The organism is Mesorhizobium sophorae (assembly GCF_002270415.1).
GTDB classification, from domain to species: Bacteria; Pseudomonadota; Alphaproteobacteria; order Rhizobiales; family Rhizobiaceae; genus Mesorhizobium; species Mesorhizobium sophorae.
This window is the reverse complement of record NZ_NNRI01000006.1, coordinates 97,792-118,366: the sequence shown is the minus strand read 5'-3', so window position 1 is coordinate 118,366 and position 20,575 is coordinate 97,792. Positions and strand designations below refer to the sequence as shown.

Below are 20,575 nucleotides of genomic sequence, written 5' to 3'. Positions count from 1 at the left end.
CAGGCAGTTCACCTCTCAGCCGATTGCGCTGACGATGGCGCGAAACGACGATGATTTTCGCTTGGTCGTGGATCGATCCCTTAGCCTGCAATTCTCATCAAAGGAGTTTCGCGATCTGTACACGAAATGGTTCGGGGCACCAGATGACGAGGTAACAGCCTTTTTCCGTCAGAGCGCATTGCCAGAATAGTTCTCACGTAAAATATATATTGCCACACTAGAGCCTTTCACGTTTTGACGGAAGCGTAGCCGGCGTTTTCGAAGTAGTTCTTGCATTCGGCTGCCTCGATGGTTTCGACGAGGTGGCCGATGTGGCGCCAGGTGTCCTCGATAGTGCGCTTCTGGGCTTGGCGCATCCAGTGTTTGATCTTGGCGAAGGCCTGCTCGATCGGATTGAGGTCCGGAGAGCAGGGCGGCAGATGCCAGAGCCTGGCGCCGGCAGCCTTGATCATCTGCCTGATGGCCGTCGACTTGTGACTTCCGAGATTATCCATGACGACGATATCGCCCGGCTTGAGCACGGTGACGAGCTGCTGTTGCAGCGCAGCTGCAGAGCGCAATCCTTGGCCAATCGCCCGCGTGCGTTCAGTCGCCCCTGCTCACGTGGTGCCGGAGCTCCCGGCAAGGGGCAGGGAACGCTACGGTAACTTACTCCCTGATCCTTGATTGCGGCGTCGCCGACGACAATCAATGCTTCAAAGCGCCAGTTCTCCCTGGTCCGATGTCAGACACACGGGCAGTCGAGCCGTTCGGGAGAACGACTATCCGGTGGCGTGTGCCGTCTCGCGGCGCAGGACTTCACACGTGATCGCGGGCTGGGCAACGCCAGTACCTTGAAGGACGCTGGGCATGAGGACAGTTGGGGTGCATTCGGAGGTAGGCAAGCTGCGGACGGTCATGGTCTGCAAACCTTCGCTCGCTCATCAACGCCTGACGCCGGGGAACTGCCATGATCTGCTTTTCGATGACGTGCTCTGGGTCCACGAGGCCCAGAAGGATCATTTCGACTTCGTGCTTAAAATGCAGCAGCGGGGGATCGAAGTCCTTGAATTGCATGACCTCCTTGCCGAGACCCTGGCGCAGGCCGACGGGCGTCGGTTCGTGCTCGACAGGCTGATCACGCCGAATTCGGTCGGGGTCCAGAACGCTTCGTTTATGCGGCCTTGGCTGGACGAGCTTGAGGCGACGCGACTTGGCAAGCACCTCATCGGCGGGATTACGATCTCCGACCTGCCTGGCGGGATCGGCAAGGCGATGATGGTCGAGGCCTTCGGAGGAGTTGAATTCATCCTGCCGCCGATACCCAACACCTTGTTCCAGCGCGACCCGTCGTGCTGGATTTATAACGGCGTCACCTGCAACCCCATGTACTGGCCCGCGCGCAAGCCGGAAACGCTGCTTCAGCGTGCGATCTACAAATTCCATCCGTCGTTCCGAGAGGCTGACTTCAAGATCTGGTGGGGCGACTCCGACGAGTCGTTCGCCAGCGCGTCGATCGAGGGCGGAGACGTCATGCCGATCGGTAACGGCGTCGTCCTCGTCGGCCTGGGCGAACGGACGACCCATGAGGCCGTGGGCCAGTTGGCTCGCGAGCTCTTTCGCAACAAGGCCGCCACGCGCGTCGTCGGGTGCCTCATGCCCAAGAGCCGGGCAGCGATGCATCTCGACACCGTGTTCACGTTCTGCGACCGCGATCTGGTCACCATCTTCGAGGAAGTCGTCAATCAGGTCAGGTGCTTCAGCATACACCCCCTGGACGACGAAGGGCATTTCGAAGTCCGTCGCGACGAGCAGCCGCTTCTCGCGGTCGTACAAGAGGCACTTGGCTTGAAACGGCTCCGCTCCGTGCCGACCGGCGGCAACGCATTTGAGGCCGAACGCGAGCAATGGGACGATGGCAATAATGTCGTCGCCCTCGAGCCTGGGGTGGTCGTTGCCTACGACCGCAACACCTACACCAACACGCTTCTGAGAAAGGCCGGCGTGGAAGTCATCACCATCCGGGGCGCCGAGCTTGGACGAGGCCGTGGCGGCGGGCACTGCATGACCTGTCCTGTCTGGCGTGACCCTGTCGACTGAACCGGTCACCACTTCTCAAGGGAGAGAACGCATGAGCTTCAACCTCCGCAACCGGTCGCTGTTGACGGTACAGGACTATACGCCGCGCGAGTTTCAGCATCTGCTCGACCTCGCCCGCGACCTGAAGCGCGCCAAATATGCCCGCACCGAGCAGATGCATCTTCGAGGCAAGGAGATCTGCCTGATCTTCGAGAAGACCTCGACGCGCACGCGCTGCTCTTTCGAGGTCGCCTGCTACGATCAGGGCGCCAACGTCACCTATCTCGATCCGGCCGGCTCCCAGATCGGGCACAAGGAGTCCTTCAAGGACACAGCGCGCGTGTTGGGACGCATGTTCGACGCGATCGAGTATCGGGGATCGGCGCAAAAGGGGGTGGAGGACCTCGCAAGATATGCCGGAGTTCCGGTCTACAACGGGCTGACCGACGAATACCACCCGACCCAGATGCTCGCCGACGTCATGACCATGCGCGAGAATGGCGACAGGCCGATCACCGACATCAAATACGCTTACGTCGGAGACACCCGCTCCAACATGGGGCATTCGCTCATGATTGTCGGATGCCTGATGGGAATGGATGTGCGTATCTGCGGTCCCAAGGAACTCTGGCCGTCCGATGAATACACGAGCATCGCCAAGAAGCTGGCTGAGAAATCCGGCGCGAGATTGACGATCACTGCGGACGTCAAGGCCGCGGTGAAGGACGTGCATTTCATCCATACGGACGTTTGGGTCTCGATGGGCGAGTCCAAGGAGGTCTGGGGCGAGCGTATCAAGCTGCTCAAGCCCTACCAAGTGAACTCTGCCATGATGAAAGCCAGCGGCAACCCGCAGGTGAAGTTCATGCACTGCCTCCCAGCGTTCCACGACACGGAAACCGTCCTCGGCAAGCAAATCGCCGAGAACTACGGCATGGCTGACGGACTCGAGGTTACCAACGACGTGTTCGAGTCGGAAGCCAACGTCGCGTTCGAGCAAGCGGAGAACCGAATGCACACGATCAAGGCACTTCTCGTCGCGACTTTGGGGGACTGACCGAATGCGGGTCGTGATCGCGCTTGGCGGCAACGCGCTTTTGAAACGCGGCGAACCGATGACGGCGCAAGTCCAGCGCAGGAACATCCGTACCGCGGCTATAGCTATGGCGCCGGTTGCCTCCGCACACCAGCTGGTCATCAGCCATGGCAATGGTCCGCAGGTTGGCCTGCTCGCACTGCAAGGGGCAGCCTACAAGGCGGACGAGGCCTATCCGCTGGATGTCTTAGGTGCTGAGACGGAAGGCATGATCGGCTACATGATCGAACAGGAGCTCGGCAATCTGCTGCCGTTCGAGGTACCATTCGCCACACTGCTGACCATGGTCGAGGTCGACGGTAACGACCCAGGGTTCAAGAATCCAACCAAGTTTGTCGGCCCTGTCTACGACGAGGCGCAAGCGCAACAGATCAAGGCCGAAAAGGGATGGACGTTCAAGCTCGACGGCACAATGTGGCGCCGCGTCGTTCCATCGCCGCAACCGAAGCGCATCTTCGAGATGCGGCCGATACGCTGGCTGCTGGATCAAGGTACGGTCGTCATTTGCGCCGGCGGTGGCGGCATTCCTACGATGTACGCGCCCGATTCCGACCGCAAGCTCGTTGGCGTCGAGGCGGTCATCGACAAGGACCTCTGTACGGAGCTCCTTGCCCGCGAGCTTGATGCCGACCTGCTCGTGATGGCGACCGACGCGGAGGCGGTATTCCTGGGGTGGGGCACGCCGCAGGCCAAGGCGATCCACAGGGCCAGTCCAGAAGCAATTTCGGAGCACACGTTCCCCGCCGGCTCGATGGGTCCGAAGGTCGATGCTGCCTGTCAATTTGCGAGGGCGACGGGTCACATGGCAGCCATCGGCGCACTTGCCGACATCGAGGCGATCGTGCGGGGCGAGAAGGGCACAATTATCGGTGGGGGCTTCACGGGCCTTAGCTACCACTAGGCATCTCCCGCCCAACAGATTGGAATTCTTGGTAATGCAAGCCTTGGATCCGACCAAAAGCGAAACCGCCACCGGGCGAGTCGTTTCCGCACCCGAACAGGGCCTGCCACCGCATTCGGAAAGCCGCAAAAGCCTCGGGATAGCGGCGTGCACGGCGATTGTGGTCGGTAACATGGTCGGGTCGGGTTTCTACCTGTCGCCCGCTGCCATCGCCCCCTATGGCAACCTTGCGATCCTGACCTGGATTGTAATGGGCGCAGGGGCAATCTGTCTGGGGCTGACCTTCGCCAGACTGGCGCGTTTGGCTCCGGCGACGGGCGGACCTTACGCCTATACCCGCCTGGCCTATGGCGACTTTCCCGGCTTTCTCATCGCGTGGGGCTACTGGATATCGATCTGGGCTTCGCTGCCGGTAATCGCCGTCGCCCTTGCTGGGGCTGTGGTCGACCTGTTCCCCATGCTGCGGGGTCGTGGGATGGTCGTCGCCCTTACCTTGGGCGCGATCTGGGTTGTCGTGTTCGTCAACCTGCGAGGGGTAGGCGCCGCCGGCCTCATGTCGCAGGTCACAACCTACGCCAAGCTGGTGCCGTTCGGAGCCGTCGCGGTGGTGGGCCTGCTCTACGTCGACACCTCGCACTTCAGCGAGTTCAATCCGAGCGGCCTGCCAATCCTGCAAGCAGGCGCGGCGCTTGCGCCGCTGACAATGTTCGCTTTCCTGGGGCTCGAGTCGGCCACTGTCCCTGCCGGCGATGTCCGCGACCCGGAGCGCACGATTCCCCGCTCAACGGTGCTGGGGATCACAATCGCAGCGACCCTCTATGTGTTCGGAACGATCGTGGTCATGGGCGTCTTGCCGCGGCAGGAACTCGTCCATTCGATCGCTCCGTTCTCCGACGCAGCTCGTGTGATGTGGGGGCGCGCAGGCGCGATCTCGATTGCGATCGCGGTGATCCTGTCGTCGATCGGTGCGCTGAATGGCTGGACCTTGCTGATGGGGCAGGTGCCGATGGCGGCGGCGCGCGACGGGCTGTTCCCACCGCTTTTCGGCAGCCTGTCGACGCGAAATGTCCCGGCGATCGGAATCGTGGTCTCGGCTGTGTTGGCGACCCTGCTCGTTCTCGTTCAGGCTGCCGGGTCAGGAGGCTTCTCGGCGTTCTACACACTGGTCGTTGGCTTGAGCACGATGGCAGCGGTCATCCCTTACGCCTTCTGCGCCTTGGCAGGCAGCCTTGTCTCGGCACGTGTCAGCGGCGGCGCGCGTATCCCGCGCGTGACCGCCGTCGAACTTGTGGCGTTCGTATTCGCCATGTTCACGCTCTATGGTTGCGGAGCGGAGCCGGTCCTCTATGGCTTGGTCCTGTTGCTGCTCGGTATTCCGGTGTTCGTCTGGCAGCGGCGACGCGCCATCACGATGGCCTGATAGAGGCTCCAGTCATGCCAATCGGTGGTCCTCTCCTGGAATCAGACAACCCTACGCCGCTGCCCAGCGTTCCACCGGTGACCTCCCGGCACCAGGACCTTGGGCGGATCACGTTGACCGTGCTGTTCATCGGCGGTCTGCTTGTTACCAGCATCTGGATCATGCGGCCGTTCCTGCCGGCACTCCTTTGGGCTACGACGCTGGTTCTCGCGACCTGGCCATTGTTGCTTCGCGTGCAGCGCTACGCCGGCAACCGCCGTGGCATTGCGGTATTAGTGATGACCTTGGCGGTGCTGCTGGTTCTTATCGTGCCGCTTTGGGCGGCGGTGAGCACAGTCGTCACCAACATAGATGTAATCGGCGACATGGCGCGCACGCTGCTGTCCCTGCGGGTACCGCCCCCCCCGGATTGGCTGGCCGGAATTCCCGTGGTTGGGGCTCGGGCCGCCGAGGCATGGGGCAGGTTGTCTTCGGCTGGCCTGGATGAACTGGCACCCAAGCTTACTCCCTATGCTGGCGCGCTGACACAGTGGATCGCATCGGCTGCCGGAGGCCTCGGCAGCATGCTCCTGCAATTCCTGCTGACTGCCGCCATCGCGGCGGTAATGTACGCCAAGGGGGAACAGGCGGCGGCTGCGATGATACTCTTCGGCCGACGATTGGCCGGCGATCGTGGAGAGAAGGCCATTTATTTGGCGGGTCAGGCGATTCGCAGTGTGGCGCTGGGGGTCGTTGTGACGGCCTTGGCACAGAGCATCATAGCCGGCATCGGCCTGCGGCTGGTCGGCCTGCCATTCGCGGTGCTGCTCACAGCGCTGATGTTCGTGCTCTGCCTGATACAACTCGGTCCAGGCTTGGTGCTTATCCCGGCAGTAATCTGGATGTACTATTCAGGCAGCACCCTCGGCGCGACCGTTCTGCTGCTCTTCGCAATTGTCGCCATGACGATCGACCAGTTCATTCGACCGATCCTGATCCGGAGAGGGGCCGACTTGCCCTTGCTTCTGATCCTTGCCGGGGTGGTTGGCGGGCTGATTGCGTTCGGCATCCTCGGCATCTTCATAGGCCCTACCGTCCTAGCCGTGGCCTATACCCTGCTGAACGCCTGGATGCAGGAAGATCCGACGCCTGTCGTGGCGAGGCAGTGATACGCCGATAACGCGGCGATGTGGCAAGAAAGCGTCTTCGTCAACAACCTGCACGTCCGCGGCTACAAGGAAGAGGGCACCACGAGTACTCCGTTCGACTTGGTGGTATTGAACTACCTCGACCGCTTCCGTCTGGTGCAGGACGTGATTGAGCGATTGCTGGAGCGCGCGCTGCCTACTTCAGGCAGGCAATTCACGAGAAGCTGATCGAGCACAAGCAGTACGTTGACAAGCACGGCGACGACATGCCGGAGATCAGCGGATGGAAATGGGGCCTGACGGGAAATGCCGGCAGCGAGCGGAGAACCTCGACCGAGGAGGACAACATCTGAGCCGCCGAACGACGGCCAGCAGTTGTGCCTTGTGCTACCGTAACTTACCTTCTGCTTCTTGATCGTGGCGGGTGACACCGCGATCAATATAGCGGGGCAAACTGCAGGCTCTTTCAGCGCTCGGCTACAGCGCCCGCATAATCCGGCGACGGCCGCAGCCCACCCCACATGGGAACGGGTCATGTCGCATTTCCGCCTTTTGAAACAGACCCGACAGATGACCGAGTACTCCTGCGGCGCATCGGCCTTGCAGTCGGTGTTCAGCTATTGGGGCCAGGAGATGGAAGAGGAGGCTCTGATGAGGCTCCTCGGCACTAACCCCGAGGTCGGCACCTTTCCTCAAGATCTGGTTCGTGGTGCTCGCGCGCTGGGTTTCGATGCCGAGATGAAAGAGAACTCTAGTCTCGACGATCTGGAGCGGTTCACGTCCGCCGGTCATCCGGTGATCGCGTTGGGGCAGGTCTGGAGGAGCGAGAAGGACACGCCGGAATCGGCGGCCGACGAGTGGGATTGCGGGCACTACATTGTGGTTCTCTCGGTCGACGCCGACTACGTCTACTTCCAGGACCCGTACATACGGATGGGCAAGGGCTTCGTGCCCAGATCGGCATTCGACGAGCATTGGCATCAGATCATGGGAGGCATCGCGCATGCCAGGTCTGCCGAAATGCATCGCGTCGCAATATTCATAAAGGGAAACGAGTCGGCTATACGCCCAGGCACCGATCAATTCGACTTGTCAAAGCTCGATTTGAGCCAGCTAGGTTCCATAGATCTGATAAGCATCCATTTCCCGCGATATCTGCTGCCGTTCGATTTCCTCGCTGAACTGAAACAGCTGTTCGAGGGCGGGTTGGTTCGCCCGGATGCATTCGCGATTACGAGAAAGGACAGCGAGGGCAGGATATCGGGAATGCAAGGTGGGCGCCTGGAGGACGGCGAGGACGTCGTCGAGGTCAATGCCTTGATCGCAGCGCTTGCAGCCCAAGCGCGCGGCGACACGGCAGAAATCCGGACGAGCGCAAAGGCGGCGGCGCGAGCGGCTGGTGCCGGTGACTTTGGTCTGTCTGCTGACGACCTTCGCCGGCGCGCGGAGCGACTGCGTCCTGGGCATTCCGAAGTCGTCGTTCTGTTGGAGAACCGTTGGGAGTCGCGGTTCAACGATGTGACGCGCCGTCACGGAGGCACAGTTGCAGAACAGAAGATGATCTCTGCCGCTGCCCTCGCAAAAATGGGCGGTTGGATTGTGCCATCAACCGTGTGATCCGGCGGCTCGGGCAGCGGTATTTCCGGTGAGCCGCCAGGAGTTTCTAAATGGAAGGCGCAACTGCCTCACGGCCGTTGCGCCGGCTACTGTAACTTACTTGTCGCCGCTGTGCATCCTGCAGGCGAAGGGGCAAACTAATGCGAGTGTCTGCGAAGTACCAATGAAAGACCCGAGCAACAGGTCAATGCCGCTGACGGCCGCGATGGTCCGGTTCGTTGATGTGGCGGAGTTGATCAAGGCCCGCAGCATCTCGGACGAGATCTTGCGGGATATGTGTGAAGACTACAGGCTGGCTCGCGCGACGCTCACCAGAATGAAGAAAGCGAAGCCAAGGCGGCCGGCAGAGATTTCCGAATACACGACCCTGGTGTCCGAACTCGAAGACGAGATCATCCGCCGCTTGCTGGGTGACGAAGAACGGCCGACGGTTAACAAGGAGTAGCGGCGATGTCGGATGCCATACATCCTGGGGCGCCGCATCACTTGCCTTCATTCATAACCGCGCCAGGGAGGCAAGCGTGGCTCAGCGGGGTTGCAGGGCGGCAGACAAGGCGTCCATCAATGTTTTTGCCGGACACGGCTTCTCGAGATAGGCTGCGCAGCCTGCAGCCATGGCGGCGTCTTGGGTCGCCTTATGCCCATTGCCGGTGATAAAGATGACCGGGACATCGGAACCTGATCTGCGCTGCTGAAGCGCGAGTTCTATTCCCGAGATGCCGCTAAGATGGATGTCTAGGATGAGGCAGGCCGCATCGCGCAGGTCTGCATACGCTTGAAATTCCTCGGCGGAGGAATACCCGGTAACCTCGAAGCCCTTTGCTCTCAGCAGCCTCGCGATTCCCTTGAGAAAACCGGGATCGTCATCGACGACCAGTATGCGCATGGACCCTATTCATCCAGATTGGACATCCAGAGTAGCTGCTCAACTCGGTTGTCGGGGGTTGATCTCGATCCAGAATAGCAAGGCGAACACGATCGCTGCTATTGTCCAGTCGGACATGTTGGACGCAAATCTTACAGCAAATGCAAAAACGTCAGGCAGGCGACTTCGCGGACGAGCTCAGGTCGGCGTCGGCCTGCTCTGACAGAATTCCCAAGCGTTCGGCGAGCGAGACGAGGTCGGTAATCGTCCGGGCGCCCAGTTTTTCGAATATCCTGTGCCGATGTGCTTTTATCGTCCGTTCGGTAATACCGAGAGCGTAAGCCGTTTGCTTGTTCAGGCGCCCCCGCACGATGAAGTCGAACACCTGGCGCTCGCGCGGTGTCAACGTTTCCAGCAGTGCGTGCGCATCTCGCATCCGTTGCTGGTGCTTGGACTCTGTATCGTGCCGCGCGATCGCGCGTCCGATGCTTTCGAGCAAGGTCTGACCCGCCACCGGCTTGGTCAGAAAGTCCTCGGCCCCGGACTTGATCGCCGTGACCGTGGTCGGAATGTCGCCGTGACCCGTGAGGAAGACGATCGGGAACGGCGAACCAATCTCGACCAGTCGCCGCTGCAGGGCAGGCCCGCTCAAGCCGGGCAGGCTGACATCGAGGAGAATGCAGCCAACTTCCGCCCCGGCGCAAACCTGCGCCAGAAACTGGTCTGCGCTGGGGTATTCAATAACCTCGTAGCCGTGCAGGCGCAGCAGCCGCGCGGTTGCATGACGGAACAGGCTATCGTCGTCTACAATATGAACTAGGCTACCCATCGGATTCACATCGCACCGGCATTCGCGAGCAGCGTGATGTAGAACGCCGCGCCGCGATCCTTCTCAGTCAAGAGCGACAACCCACAGCCAGCGCCCAGTTCGCGTTCTCAGCATGAACTTGGTCGCTAAGGGCTTCATCGAAACGTGCCCATGCCAAAATTGCCATTTGACGTTATCTTAGGCAGAATCGCACTACCTACTTTGTATTAACGTGAAAAGCATTCTTTCTTTTCGGCGGTGCGTTATCTGGTTGTAACTTGTCCCTGGGGACAATGTCTTGACGGCCACTGATCGCCGGTACAATTCCAATCTCCCCGCTCTAAGCTTAGAGCTTGCTCCCATTCGCGCGAATGTCAACGGTCGAGAGTCGATGAGCAGGTCTCTGCCTTCGTGGAGGGTCGAAATGATTGACGCGGACGAGATGCGCTGCCTGACTACCCCTTCTCCCGCCGCTGCGTTGGACCGCTATGACGGCGCAGCGCCTGCTGATCCTGCAACATCGCGCTCCGATGAAATCCACCGCGAGTTGGACCGCGTGGTGGATTCCGTTCGGTTCGACGCGTCAGAGCGCAATCGGCGGTTCCTTGCATATGTGGTCGAAGAAGCGCTGGCAGGCAGGGGAGGGCGCATCAAGGCATACAACATCGCGACCGAAGTGTTTGGCCGCGACGTCAACTTCGATCCCCAGCTTGATCCGGTGGTACGGATGGAAGCCCGCCGGTTGCGCAGATCGCTTGAGCGCTTCTATCTCACCTGCGGCGACAACAGCTCGATCAGGATTGCCATGCCGAAAGGCGGCTATGTGCCCGAGTTTCAGACTCCTGCCCTCTGGTCACCGTCAGCTGGTGACGCACAGGCGAATGCCCCCAGCGAACCGGCTGGAACGGAGCGCGCGTCGACGATCCTTGTGGCGCCATTTGATGCCGAAGGCGATCAATCTATGTTCCTGCATTTCAATCGCGGATTTGCCGAACAGGTCACAATCGGTCTAGCTCGTTTCCCCGAAATCGCCGTCTTTGAACGGCCTTCGGACGCGCATTACGCATCGGCGGCAGCCGGTGAGCAACGCCGCAATGCGAATGGGGAGTTTGCCCTGAGCGGCAGCACCGCACTCTTCGCCGGCTCTCTCAACGTGAAAGCCGTTCTAGTTCAAGCGCGGACCGGGCGGGTGCTCTGGGGGCAGAGCTTCGAACGAGACCTCCAATGCGGGAATGTGCTGAGCATCCGCGACGAGGTGGCGAATTCGCTCGTGCGCGCGTTGGCACAACCCTACGGCGTCATCAGCAGCATAGCCAATGCCGCTGCCCAAGCGAAGGAACCGCGGTCCCTAAGTCCTGTCGAGTGCGTCATCAGGTTTTACGAGTACAAGCGGACCTACCGGAGGGACCTCTTTTCAGGTGTGCGTCAGTGTCTCGAACGAACCGCAATCACCAACCCGGATTATGCCGAGGCGTTCGCCTGCCTGTCTCAACTGTACACCGATGGGCATCGGTTTGGGTTCGCACCCACGGAGTCCCCCTCTGGACTGCGCCGGCAGGCCATAGAGCTTGCGGATAGGGCGGTCCAGCTGGCTCCCGATTCCAGCCGCGGCCATCATGCTCGGGGACTGGCTTATTGGTTTGCTCACGACGTGCCCGCCAGCCTGAAGGCCATGCAGATGGCCCTCGCCTTCAACCCCAACGCGACAGACATCATGACCGATCTGGGTCTGATCTGGTCCTTGCTGGGTGAATGGGGCAAAGGAGTTCCACTGCTCGAGAAGGCCTCCGCACAACAACTGTCGCGGCTCGGCGCCAACTGCGTGGGATTGTCCCTCTATCATTTCGTGAACGGACGCTACGAAGAGGCGCTGGCCGAAGCGCGTGATGTGGACATGCCGGACGTGACGCATGGCTTTGTGGCCCGAGCGATCTCCCTCGTTCGCCTCGGGCGGAAGGAAGAGGCCGCCCGGGCTGTCCAGAGGATTGTTGAACTCGCTCCTTGTCGCGGCGGCGGCATTCTGGCCGACTTGGCCGGCGTCAACGCCAATCCCGACCTGGCCGACAAGGTCTTGGCAGCATTGCGAGAAGCCGGGCTTTCGACGGAGGTCACACGCCACTGAACCGTGTGACGAGGGCACGGATCTGCGGCATTCGAACGACATCCTTCCGGCTCGGAGTTCGTCGCCGTCCCGGCGATGAGTTCTTCCTCCTGTCCTTACCCGCTCGCTGGTGGCACATCCACTGCACCTTCGCGACCAGCGCGGCGAACTGGCCCGATGCCGATGGCGCCGATTGCCAGCATCTTACCGGCCACCAATCTCACTTGCTCGGAAACGACAAGGAGGCCCCACGGCTGCCACTGCGAGTCCGGCCGACACGTCGCTGCGCAACCAGCCCAATCGATAGCCTGAGAGGCTCGTAAACACCGGCAACCGAGGAGCCGCAAGAGTCCAGCCAACAATCTCGCGCTCGCGCGGGCTGGCGGTCGCCTATCCCGCTATCGCCGGACTGCCCCCCGAGACCGGCATCTATGCCAGCATCGCCCCACTGATCGCCTACGCCGTGTTGTCATCGCCCGATGACAGGAGGTCGAGGGTGCCGTACGCAAGCAAGGCCGCCACCACATCTGGTGCCTGAAGGAGGCGGACAACCAGTCTGATCGTAGTCCGCGAAACGGGCTCGGTGCGTCTGCTCGACCCGAACTATGCTGCCGCGCATGCGTATGCGGCCGCGAGCCGAGTAGTGCTCCTAGAGGGGACATATTCGACTCGGAAAACCTAGCTTCTTTCGCTTGTGTTCGTTCACGCAAATAGAACGCGGTTTCGGGGATCCGGCATAGGCGTTCCTATTCAGCTGATTTGCCCGCCAACCGGGCTTTGTTTCACTCTGCGGCCGGGACGGTGCGTGGATCGAGCCGCAGCGACTCGGTCGTGACAGCCCGTTCGGCCGGCAGTGTCCTGAACGACCCCTTTGCAGCCTGCGATACCGGAGCGCGGCGGCTGATACGCAGGAGAGCATATGCGGCGAGCACTGCGTGAGGGAGGGCCGTTGCGAGGAACAGGCTCTCCGGTCGCATCTTGGTCATCACCGCGGCTCCCATCACCGGCCCGACAATTGTGCCGAACCCATAGAATAACAGCAGACCGCTCGACACCTTGACGAACTCGTCCGGGCGGGCGTGGTCGTTTGCATGCGCCACTGCGACCGAATAGAGGGTGTAGGCCAAGCCCCCGTAGGCTGCGGTGGTGACAATCACGAGTGCCGCCGATCGTGGCTGGAGTACGAAGATGAGAAGTCCGAATGCGGCCGCTCCGACCGCCGCGCCGGCCAGCACAAAGCGGCGGTCGGTGATGTCGGACAGCCGACCCGCGGGAAACTGGAGAGCGGCACCGGCGAGCACAACTACGCTTGCCATCAGTGCAATACCCGCGTTGCCAATTCCGATGCGGGCACCATAGACGGCCCCGAGCGTCCCCCAGGCTCCGTTGGCAATACCTGTCATGAGGCAGCCGACCAGGGCGACCGGGGAAGTAGCATAAAGACCTTTCAGATCGAGAGTGACATCCTCAAGCGGTTGCGGTGTCACTGCCGATGATACTGCCGTCGGGATCAACGCGAGGCAGAAGAAGATCCCCGCGACCATGAACAATGACGCGTCCCCGACGTCGCCTATGGCGACAATCATCTGGCCGGCCATGATCGAGACATAGGACACGATCATATAGAGGCCGAAGACGCGGCCGCGGTTGTCATTGGTCGCCTTCTCGTTCAACCAACTCTCGATGACCATATAGGCGCCGGCCATGGCGAAGCCCGTGAAGGCGCGCAGAGCGATCCACACATACTGCTCGATTATCAAACCCGTCAGCAGCGCGATGATTGCACCAGCCGCTGCAAAGGTGCCGAACGCACGGACGTGCCCGATCCGACGGACAAGCCTAGGTGCGAAGATGCAGCCGGCGACGAAGCCGCCCGCCCAGGCAGTTCCGAGCAGGCCAAGCGACGCTGTCGAAAAGCCCTCCGCCTGCCCACGCAACGGCAAGAGCAAGCCATGCAACCCTGTCGCTGCAAGCAGGAATCCAGTGCCGCGAAGAAGCGACAGGATCGGGCGGTAGCCGAGAGGTAAGAGGTAACCCAGCATCTTCCGATAGGGCTCAACAGACTTGGCACCCACACTAACTGGCCGCCGGCCGCCCAAAGTCAACACATGAGCCATACATAAGTGCGCAAAGAGGGCACGTTATTGTCTTGTGAGAAGCACGCAGCCTGAGCCTCGCGCTACCTCAAGGGCATGGTTTTGAGGTATGGCTGGGCTAATCCGATCCTGAGCTATCGCGGTCCGTCACCCTCAGAGCCTGCACGCTGACAGCCGCAACGAGCCCAGTCAGCACAATCCCTGCGAAACCGATCACCAATGACAGCAACCGCGCCGAAACATGTTTGGGCGTAAAGTCGCCATAGCCGATAGTGAGCCCTGTCACGAAGGTGAAGTAGAGGGCCTCGTCGATCCGCCAACTCTCTATGCGCCAGATCATAAGCCCGGACCCAACCATGACCAGGAGAATCCCCGACAGGATGGGCCAGACCACACGAAGTTGCTGGACGAGCGCCAAGAAGAACAGACGCCTCATTTGCCTTGCTTGCGGCTTGTCGCGTGTCTTTGCCGACATGATCTCCGACCTTTCTGCTGTTCACGGTCAGGAACGCCGCCGATGGTCACGTTGACTTCACGGTATAGCCGGCGGCAGGATGTACAGCGTCATGGCGAAGATTATGTATACCATCAACACGAGGACGCCGACGAACCATGCCGACCGTCCGCTGTTCGTGACGAACATCGCGGTTAGGGTCGCGATTAGCACCATCACCACGGCACCCGGCCAGAACTGCAGGTCCATCGGCGACGGGCCGATCAGGTAACTCAGCAGCACCAGCACGGGTGCAACGAACAAAGCGATCTGGGAAGCGCTTCCCAGCGCGATCCCCACGCTCAAGTCGAGCCGGTTCTTGCGCGCGCCGGAAAACGCCGAGGCCATTTCGGCGGCGCCACCAACCAGTGCGACGACGATAAAGCCGACAAAAGCAGGGGTCATCCCCAAAGCTTCGGCTGCCTTTTGAACTGACTCGACGAAGATCTCGCTGACCAGGGCCACGAGTACTGTGACACCGACCAGCGTGGCCAGGGCCAGTCTAATCGGCCACGGTGCTTCATCTGCTTCGGCATGCTCCGCCGCGGCAAAGACCTCACGATGTGTACGGAGCGAGAACAACAGGCCTAGTCCATATCCGACGATCAGCAGAACGGCCAGGCCAAGGCTGAGCTTTTGGGTGACCGCTGCAGTTGAGGTCGAGTCCACTTCTGCGACAGCCGAAGGCATGAGGAGGGCGATTGTTGCCAAGAAAAGCAGACCCGACTGAAGACGCGCGCTGGCTCTATTGAATTCCTGGAAATGGTATCTGAGTCCGCCGAGCAGAAACGAGGCCCCCAGCATGAACAGCGTGTTGGTGACGATCGCGCCGGCAATGGATGCCTTTACCAACGTGTACTCTCCGGCGCGCAGGGCGGCCAGTGCGATGACCAGTTCGGTCAGATTTCCCAAGGTGGCATTGAGTAGCCCACCGGCGGCATCACCTGTCTCGGCGGCAACGGATTCGGTAGCGTGACTCAGCAACCCCGCCAGCGGTACGATGGCAAGCACCGACAAGACAAAGAGCGCCGTGTGGGCTTCGGGAGTGAACTTCGCGGCGGCGAACACCACGGGCACAGCGACCAGCAACCACAGCATGGGGCTTTGGCGAATCTCCGTCAGAAGGGGGCTCAACTGTTCACTCCTGTTCGGTCACCTAGACGGATCGGTGTTTGCCCTGACAATGCACCTGGCTACGGGTAGCGATTATAAGATCCGCCGGCGGATAGCCGAAACTCACACCATAGCCGCATTTGACGCCCTCGATGATACCAGCGCTCGACGAGATAGCAAAGCGTCGTGCGCGATCTTGTTCGGCCGCTCGGCATGGCGGGCTCAGGTTTTGGCCATACGACCTGCAGATATTGCTCCGGCGGGCAGCTCTGCTGCTGCGAAACGTAGAAGGCATAGACCCTCGATCCGGATGTGGCCGAATCGATCGGCTTGGTTGCTGGCGAACTGAACCTGCCACGGTCAGAAGTGCTACGGACCATCCTGCGCGACTTTTTGATCAGCGGTGGCCGGCTACCAGTCGATACGATCGACCTGAAACCGCGCTTGAAAGTGTTCCGAGTGCGTATGCGAGGCATCGGGCTGATCTATTCGCCGAAGAGCAACGGGGCGTGAATGTCATACTTCCAACAGAATACTACTGTTTCTTGGTAGCCAGCCAAAGGCGGGGCTTTTGGGAGGAGACTCTGACCATGAAACGCTATTTTCCGATTGCACTCGCAGTTGCGATTATCGGTTTGACCGGCCACGCAATGGCGGAGGAAGTGGACATGTCGAAGCTCACCTGCAAGGAGGTGATTGCTATGCGGCCCGCCAAGATTGCTCGCGTTGCCATGTGGGTGAACGGCTATGTCCATGGCAAAGCTGGCAACGCCAAAATCGACACTGACAAGACAGATGCCAATGCAGAGAAGATCGCTGCTTATTGCAAGAAGCACCCCGACGCCACGGTGGCGAGCGCGTTAGAGGCGGTCGCCAAGATGTAGCAGATGATTAAATGAAGCCTAACTGACGGGCACCTGGACTCGACGGCCCGGTTAACCGGTGTCGGACCGGACCCTGTTCAGGAAACGCACTGGCGGGCTTCCCTGTGACGACCCGGTTACTCGCGCCCTTATGCCTTGATGGCACTTAAGCCACTGAATGAATTTGCTGAAATGTGGTAGCGGAGAGGGACTTGAACCCGCGACCCCAGGATTATGATGCTTGGCGCTGCAGTTGATTTTGTTGATGAAATTGCCTGTATGTCGCGCCTATGTCGCACTCAACCCAAAAGCGCGCGTTCGGCTGCAGCCATTTCGTCAGCGTCATCACCGCGCGGAAACAAGTGACCATAGACGTCCATGGTCATCACGATCGAGCTATGCCCGAGGCGTTCCTGAATGACCTTTGGTGGAAGCCCGAGCCCGCCGTCTTGGGGCCGATTGATCAACCATGAGGCATAGAAGTGGCGGAGCGCGTGCATGCCGCCATACTTGGCCACCATGACGATGTTCCCGTCTTCGTCCGTCTTATCGCGCGCAACCGTCACCCCTGCGGCAACCTGGGTCGGGAGGAAACCGCGCTTGGTGATATTCGATCGGCTTTCGATGTTGCCGGTTCCTGACCAGCATCGCGAAAAGCTTCGGCCGGCCTCGTGGATAGCGGTCTGGAAAAGCCGATCAGCCATTCCCGACTTCTCCGCCCTTCGGCAGATAGCCCTTGTCCCGCAGGTAAGTGGTCAGGATCTTTTCGGACCATCGATGACATAGAACGCATGTCGTCCTTTGGCGAGGCCAAAGGCAGAGGGCTTTTCATATCGGTTGGTCAAGTCTACACCATCGGTCGGGCGAAAACGCTGGTGGGGCGCCATGAAGCCGATCGCGATTGCAATTCCGTTACTCTTCCTCGTGGTGCAGGCTCAAGCGCAAGAGCGCAGGGATATCGCCGGCCTGAGTTGCGCCGAAGTTCAGGCACTACTGAAGCAGGACGGCACCACCGTCATTCGCTACCGCTCCATATTCAACCTCAGCCTGACGCGCTACGACCTCTATGTCAGCGGGCAGAAGCAATGCGGTCCTGGCGAGGTGGCTACTGGCGCAGGCGTGCCGACGACCGACACAGATTATTGCCCGGTCCATAAATGCATTGCGAGCAATCTCTTCGTGGCAAGGTAGCCGGCCGTGGCCGGTCGAGTTGGGGGAGGTCGTCAGCCAAACCCCTACGAGCCCGCGACCTTTGCGTATGTCTGTCGGCACATCACCGGCTGTAAGTCCGTGGAGCCCAGTCCCGTGGAAAGCGTGTTCCGATGTGAAATGGTAGAACAAGGTCATCGCTTCCTAAGCCTCACCCCGGCGCCGCCGCCATTCTCGGCGATGAACTCGACGCCGGCAGATTCGAGGGCGGTGCGCACGGCGGCGAGGTTGTTGATTGACGGGACACGGCGCCCCTTCTCAAAGTCGCGGATCGTACTCTCACTGAGGTTCGATCGACCTGCCAATTCCTGTTGAGACCAGTCGAGCAAGCCCCGTGCTGCCCGAGACTGTGAAGGCGTCATCGACATTTCCCGCTGTCTCTCCTGTTTCCTCGCAATCCGTCTACCATAAACGAAAATCGTTGACATGCCTTTAGTTTAACGCTTTACAAGCATGGTAAACGTTTTTCGTTGAAAAGGACTGCAACTATGCCGAACACCCCTGTTCCGGCGGCCGGCGAAGCTATGCCCGCTGCCAAGCCTACCGCCTTCATCGGACGATTTTCCCGCCGCGCGATCCCTGCCGGTATCGCTTCTGTCCCCGCCATAGGGACGGCGAGAGCGACATCTGCACCGAGGGAAACCATCGACGATCGTATCAGGCGCCTTTCCAGGGAACTATCTGAGGCCATGGACGAATGGGCTGCCACCGGCCGCAATGTAGAAGGCGCGCGTCTCTGGCTGACGAGGGCAAAGTCATGAACGCCCACACGCGCACTCTGAAGCCCCTTGGGATGCCGAAGGGGATGGACCCGCGCGAATGGCGGCAGTCGGTCGAGAAGCGCCTCAACGACCTCTTGGACGGCGCAATGAGCCTGATAACGGCTCTGGACCTCATGGAAGCCGATTGCGACCTTGAGGACGGGGCCGACGATGAACCATCGCTTGGCTGGACGCTTGCCGGCCGACTGGGCGAGACATGCGACTTAGAGCAAGACACCAGCGACGACGAGCCCGACAGCGAGGGCGAGCCCATGCTTGGGGCCGCAGAACGCCATCCAACGTCACGAGAAAGCCCATGGGGCCGCAGTGGCGAGTTGACCGTCTCGCACTACGGCAACAACTCGCAAGATGACTGGGCGGGCCAGCGAGCGACGGCACCAAGCCAAGACGAGTGCGAGGCCGAAAACGAGCATGGCGGCGACGTGCTGGACGAGCGCCACGACTGCGGAGACGATGACGAACACGAACTAGGCTGGACGGAGCACGTTGACCAGCGCAAGGCGGGGATCGTCGCCCAGAACACCTGGAACCATCCAGAGGGCGAGCCGCTGCTTGGCTGGTGTGAGAATCACGGCAAAGGCGTCATGTTTGGCGAACCGGCCGACGATCGCGAAGGCGACGACGAGCGGGAGCAGCCCGACTTCTACTGACCTTCCCTCATTTGCAGGAAAGTGCCCGCTGCTTCGGTGGCGGGCTCTTTTTACTGGCACTGTTCGCCGTCGTTGCCGACAAAAGGTGATTTGACGTTGCGTTAACTGGGCGCAATCATATCGGATTGTACAAGGGTGAGGGCGTTTCAATGAAACTCGTTGTCTTTGGCGTAGCAATGGTATTGGCCGCCACCGGAGCAGCTGTTGCGAAAGAGAAGAAAAAAGTGGCCACAGCTCATCAGGCTGCAACCTCGTGTTCTACACCTCATATGAAGGCTGGCAGCAAGCCGACCCCGAAACTGGATTGCAAATCGACAGGCACCGTGGTTGCGCGACAGCCAAATGGGGCCAACTTCCTGGATCATTATAATCCGCGCTTAGGGTATGATGACACCAGTCCGTGGTTTCAAACTGGCTATAATTGACGGCGGCTTCGGCTTCCGGGCCTTTCCTTATCTAGCGATGCGGCCAGCCCGCTGCCTCACGGTGGCGGGCTTTTCTTTGCCGTCTCTGCTGCCTTTATCCCTCGGTCAATTTTAGCTGTCAGGACGAAGAGGAAGTTTCCAAGCGCTTCGGCAAACTCGACAGACTGCTTCGCTTCATCGGGCGAAACGTGAGGCCGATTTTCGTCGGCGTGTCTGGGGCGATTGGAGCCAAGCCTGACCGAATGTGCCCACTTTGCCATACCGTCTGTGAGCAGGTTCAGCTTCAAGGCCTCATCAATGCGAGCATATAGGCTGCCATCGGTAAGCCCGTGTTTCTTTAACATGGCATCCACTGCGCTACCTGCCATCACTGCTGCCGCATCAGGCGCGTGAAGAGTCTGGAACGCCTGCTGTAGAAATGCCCTGGCTGGGTCAGGAATGTCAGCGTGAGCTTCTTTGGCGTCGGGATACAGAGCGATGCTATCCATGCGGGCACCACCGGTATCAAATCGCATTTTCACGGACGTAACGCCGAAGCACGTGTTGCAGCGAAATGCTGCCCACCCTTCTGCGCCCAACGTGTGCCAAGTGTCTGCCCATAGCCGGTTGAGATTCGGACTTGCGATCGCACAATGGGGGCAGCGACCAACGTCATAAAGCTTATCACAAGGCGTGAAGCCCGGAGGGGCTGTCTTCACTACGACGGCGTATGGCAAATGCCCCTCCCTCATGTTGCATCCATGTCGCACGGACTAGCCGATAGTCGCAGGAACCCTTGGAAATCAACGGTAGCTAGTTGCAACATAGCGCGACATGAAATCAGCCGCCCAGATGCACGCGGTGGCACCTAAACGGCTGATTTGATTGGGAGAAATGTGGTAGAGGGAAAGGCACTGGGAACCAACCTTCTCCACGAACTGCACCATGACGGCAACTTGAAACGTGCCTAGT

General features: G+C 60.2%; 20 protein-coding genes and 4 pseudogenes. 15 read left to right on the top strand and 9 right to left on the bottom strand.

Going from position 1 to position 20,575, the window contains the following annotated elements:
* Window positions 1-190 (top strand): annotated as a pseudogene (locus CGZ66_RS40315) (amino acid ABC transporter substrate-binding protein); the annotation flags it as partial.
* Between the two features lie 37 nt (window positions 191-227).
* Here CGZ66_RS40315 and CGZ66_RS04495 read toward each other — a convergent pair.
* Window positions 228-548 (bottom strand): annotated as a pseudogene (locus tag CGZ66_RS04495) (transposase); the annotation flags it as partial.
* Window positions 549-849: 301 nt separating this feature from the next.
* Between CGZ66_RS04495 and arcA the strand changes: the two are divergent.
* The 8 genes and pseudogenes from arcA to CGZ66_RS04455 all read left to right on the top strand — a co-directional run bounded on the left by arcA (window position 850) and on the right by CGZ66_RS04455 (window position 8,664).
* Window positions 850-2,079 (top strand): arginine deiminase, encoded by a 1,230-nt coding sequence (gene arcA, locus CGZ66_RS04490; protein WP_095081989.1) that lies wholly within the window; start codon window positions 850-852, stop codon window positions 2,077-2,079.
* Between the two features lie 31 nt (window positions 2,080-2,110).
* Window positions 2,111-3,115 (top strand): ornithine carbamoyltransferase, encoded by a 1,005-nt coding sequence (locus CGZ66_RS04485; RefSeq protein ID WP_095081987.1) that lies wholly within the window; start codon window positions 2,111-2,113, stop codon window positions 3,113-3,115.
* 4 nt (window positions 3,116-3,119) lie between these two features.
* Window positions 3,120-4,055 (top strand): carbamate kinase, encoded by a 936-nt coding sequence (gene arcC / locus CGZ66_RS04480; protein WP_095081985.1) that lies wholly within the window; start codon window positions 3,120-3,122, stop codon window positions 4,053-4,055.
* 34 nt (window positions 4,056-4,089) lie between these two features.
* Window positions 4,090-5,475: an amino acid permease gene (locus tag CGZ66_RS04475; protein ID WP_095081983.1), complete on the top strand. Its 1,386-nt coding sequence runs from the start codon at window positions 4,090-4,092 to the stop codon at window positions 5,473-5,475.
* Window positions 5,476-5,489: 14 nt separating this feature from the next.
* Complete coding sequence (ydiK, locus tag CGZ66_RS04470) at window positions 5,490-6,623, top strand: AI-2E family transporter YdiK (protein WP_095081981.1); 1,134 nt, start codon at window positions 5,490-5,492, stop codon at window positions 6,621-6,623.
* A 45-nt stretch (window positions 6,624-6,668) separates the two neighbouring features.
* A pseudogene (locus CGZ66_RS04465) lies at window positions 6,669-6,955 on the top strand (phosphoketolase family protein); the annotation flags it as partial.
* A 181-nt stretch (window positions 6,956-7,136) separates the two neighbouring features.
* Window positions 7,137-8,219, top strand: a complete 1,083-nt coding sequence (locus tag CGZ66_RS04460) for a cysteine peptidase family C39 domain-containing protein (RefSeq protein ID WP_143748674.1) — start codon at window positions 7,137-7,139, stop codon at window positions 8,217-8,219.
* A gap of 163 nt (window positions 8,220-8,382) precedes the next feature.
* A complete protein-coding gene (locus CGZ66_RS04455) occupies window positions 8,383-8,664 on the top strand; it encodes a hypothetical protein (protein ID WP_143748673.1) in 282 nt (93 codons plus the stop codon).
* Between the two features lie 81 nt (window positions 8,665-8,745).
* Here CGZ66_RS04455 and CGZ66_RS04450 read toward each other — a convergent pair whose 3' ends face one another.
* Both CGZ66_RS04450 and CGZ66_RS04445 read right to left on the bottom strand, forming a co-directional pair.
* Window positions 8,746-9,105 carry a response regulator transcription factor gene (locus tag CGZ66_RS04450; RefSeq protein WP_095081975.1) on the bottom strand — a complete coding sequence of 120 codons (360 nt, stop codon included), beginning with the start codon at window positions 9,103-9,105 and terminating at the stop codon, window positions 8,746-8,748.
* 151 nt (window positions 9,106-9,256) lie between these two features.
* On the bottom strand, window positions 9,257-9,913 hold the full coding sequence (locus CGZ66_RS04445) for a response regulator transcription factor (RefSeq protein WP_095081973.1): 657 nt from the start codon (window positions 9,911-9,913) through the stop codon (window positions 9,257-9,259).
* Between the two features lie 403 nt (window positions 9,914-10,316).
* Here CGZ66_RS04445 and CGZ66_RS04440 point away from each other — a divergent pair, with 403 nt between their 5' ends.
* Complete coding sequence (locus CGZ66_RS04440) at window positions 10,317-12,014, top strand: tetratricopeptide repeat protein (RefSeq protein ID WP_143748672.1); 1,698 nt, start codon at window positions 10,317-10,319, stop codon at window positions 12,012-12,014.
* 761 nt (window positions 12,015-12,775) lie between these two features.
* Here the strand turns inward: CGZ66_RS04440 and CGZ66_RS04435 are convergent.
* From CGZ66_RS04435 to cax, 3 genes are all read right to left on the bottom strand, one after another.
* Window positions 12,776-14,035 carry an MFS transporter gene (locus CGZ66_RS04435; protein ID WP_095082014.1) on the bottom strand — a complete coding sequence of 420 codons (1,260 nt, stop codon included), beginning with the start codon at window positions 14,033-14,035 and terminating at the stop codon, window positions 12,776-12,778.
* Window positions 14,036-14,207: 172 nt separating this feature from the next.
* On the bottom strand, window positions 14,208-14,564 hold the full coding sequence (locus CGZ66_RS04430) for a potassium channel family protein (protein ID WP_095081969.1): 357 nt from the start codon (window positions 14,562-14,564) through the stop codon (window positions 14,208-14,210).
* A 57-nt stretch (window positions 14,565-14,621) separates the two neighbouring features.
* Window positions 14,622-15,716, bottom strand: coding sequence for a calcium/proton exchanger (gene cax / locus CGZ66_RS04425; RefSeq protein ID WP_095081967.1), 1,095 nt, complete (start codon window positions 15,714-15,716; stop codon window positions 14,622-14,624).
* A 291-nt stretch (window positions 15,717-16,007) separates the two neighbouring features.
* Between cax and CGZ66_RS04420 the strand changes: the two genes are divergently transcribed.
* Entirely contained in the window at window positions 16,008-16,208 is a 201-nt protein-coding gene (locus CGZ66_RS04420; protein WP_095081965.1) for a hypothetical protein, read from the top strand.
* Between the two features lie 77 nt (window positions 16,209-16,285).
* Complete coding sequence (locus CGZ66_RS04415; protein ID WP_095081963.1) at window positions 16,286-16,579, top strand: HdeA/HdeB family chaperone; 294 nt, start codon at window positions 16,286-16,288, stop codon at window positions 16,577-16,579.
* A 278-nt stretch (window positions 16,580-16,857) separates the two neighbouring features.
* Here CGZ66_RS04415 and CGZ66_RS04410 read toward each other — a convergent pair.
* Window positions 16,858-17,199, bottom strand: a pseudogene (locus CGZ66_RS04410) (tyrosine-type recombinase/integrase); the annotation flags it as partial.
* Between the two features lie 244 nt (window positions 17,200-17,443).
* Between CGZ66_RS04410 and CGZ66_RS04405 the strand changes: the two are divergent.
* Window positions 17,444-17,749, top strand: coding sequence for a hypothetical protein (locus CGZ66_RS04405; RefSeq protein ID WP_095081959.1), 306 nt, complete (start codon window positions 17,444-17,446; stop codon window positions 17,747-17,749).
* Window positions 17,750-17,901: 152 nt separating this feature from the next.
* On the opposite strand, the gene CGZ66_RS04400 is transcribed toward CGZ66_RS04405, so the two are convergent.
* Complete coding sequence (locus CGZ66_RS04400) at window positions 17,902-18,135, bottom strand: helix-turn-helix domain-containing protein (protein WP_095082013.1); 234 nt, start codon at window positions 18,133-18,135, stop codon at window positions 17,902-17,904.
* Window positions 18,136-18,524: 389 nt separating this feature from the next.
* Between CGZ66_RS04400 and CGZ66_RS04395 the strand changes: the two genes are divergently transcribed.
* Window positions 18,525-19,199 carry a hypothetical protein gene (locus CGZ66_RS04395; protein WP_143748671.1) on the top strand — a complete coding sequence of 225 codons (675 nt, stop codon included), beginning with the start codon at window positions 18,525-18,527 and terminating at the stop codon, window positions 19,197-19,199.
* A 149-nt stretch (window positions 19,200-19,348) separates the two neighbouring features.
* Window positions 19,349-19,624, top strand: coding sequence for a hypothetical protein (locus CGZ66_RS04390; protein WP_095082012.1), 276 nt, complete (start codon window positions 19,349-19,351; stop codon window positions 19,622-19,624).
* A gap of 56 nt (window positions 19,625-19,680) precedes the next feature.
* Here the strand turns inward: CGZ66_RS04390 and CGZ66_RS04385 are convergent, their stop codons facing one another.
* Entirely contained in the window at window positions 19,681-20,139 is a 459-nt protein-coding gene (locus CGZ66_RS04385) for a DUF4145 domain-containing protein (RefSeq protein WP_245331015.1), read from the bottom strand.
* Between the last annotated feature and the right edge of the window lie 436 nt (window positions 20,140-20,575).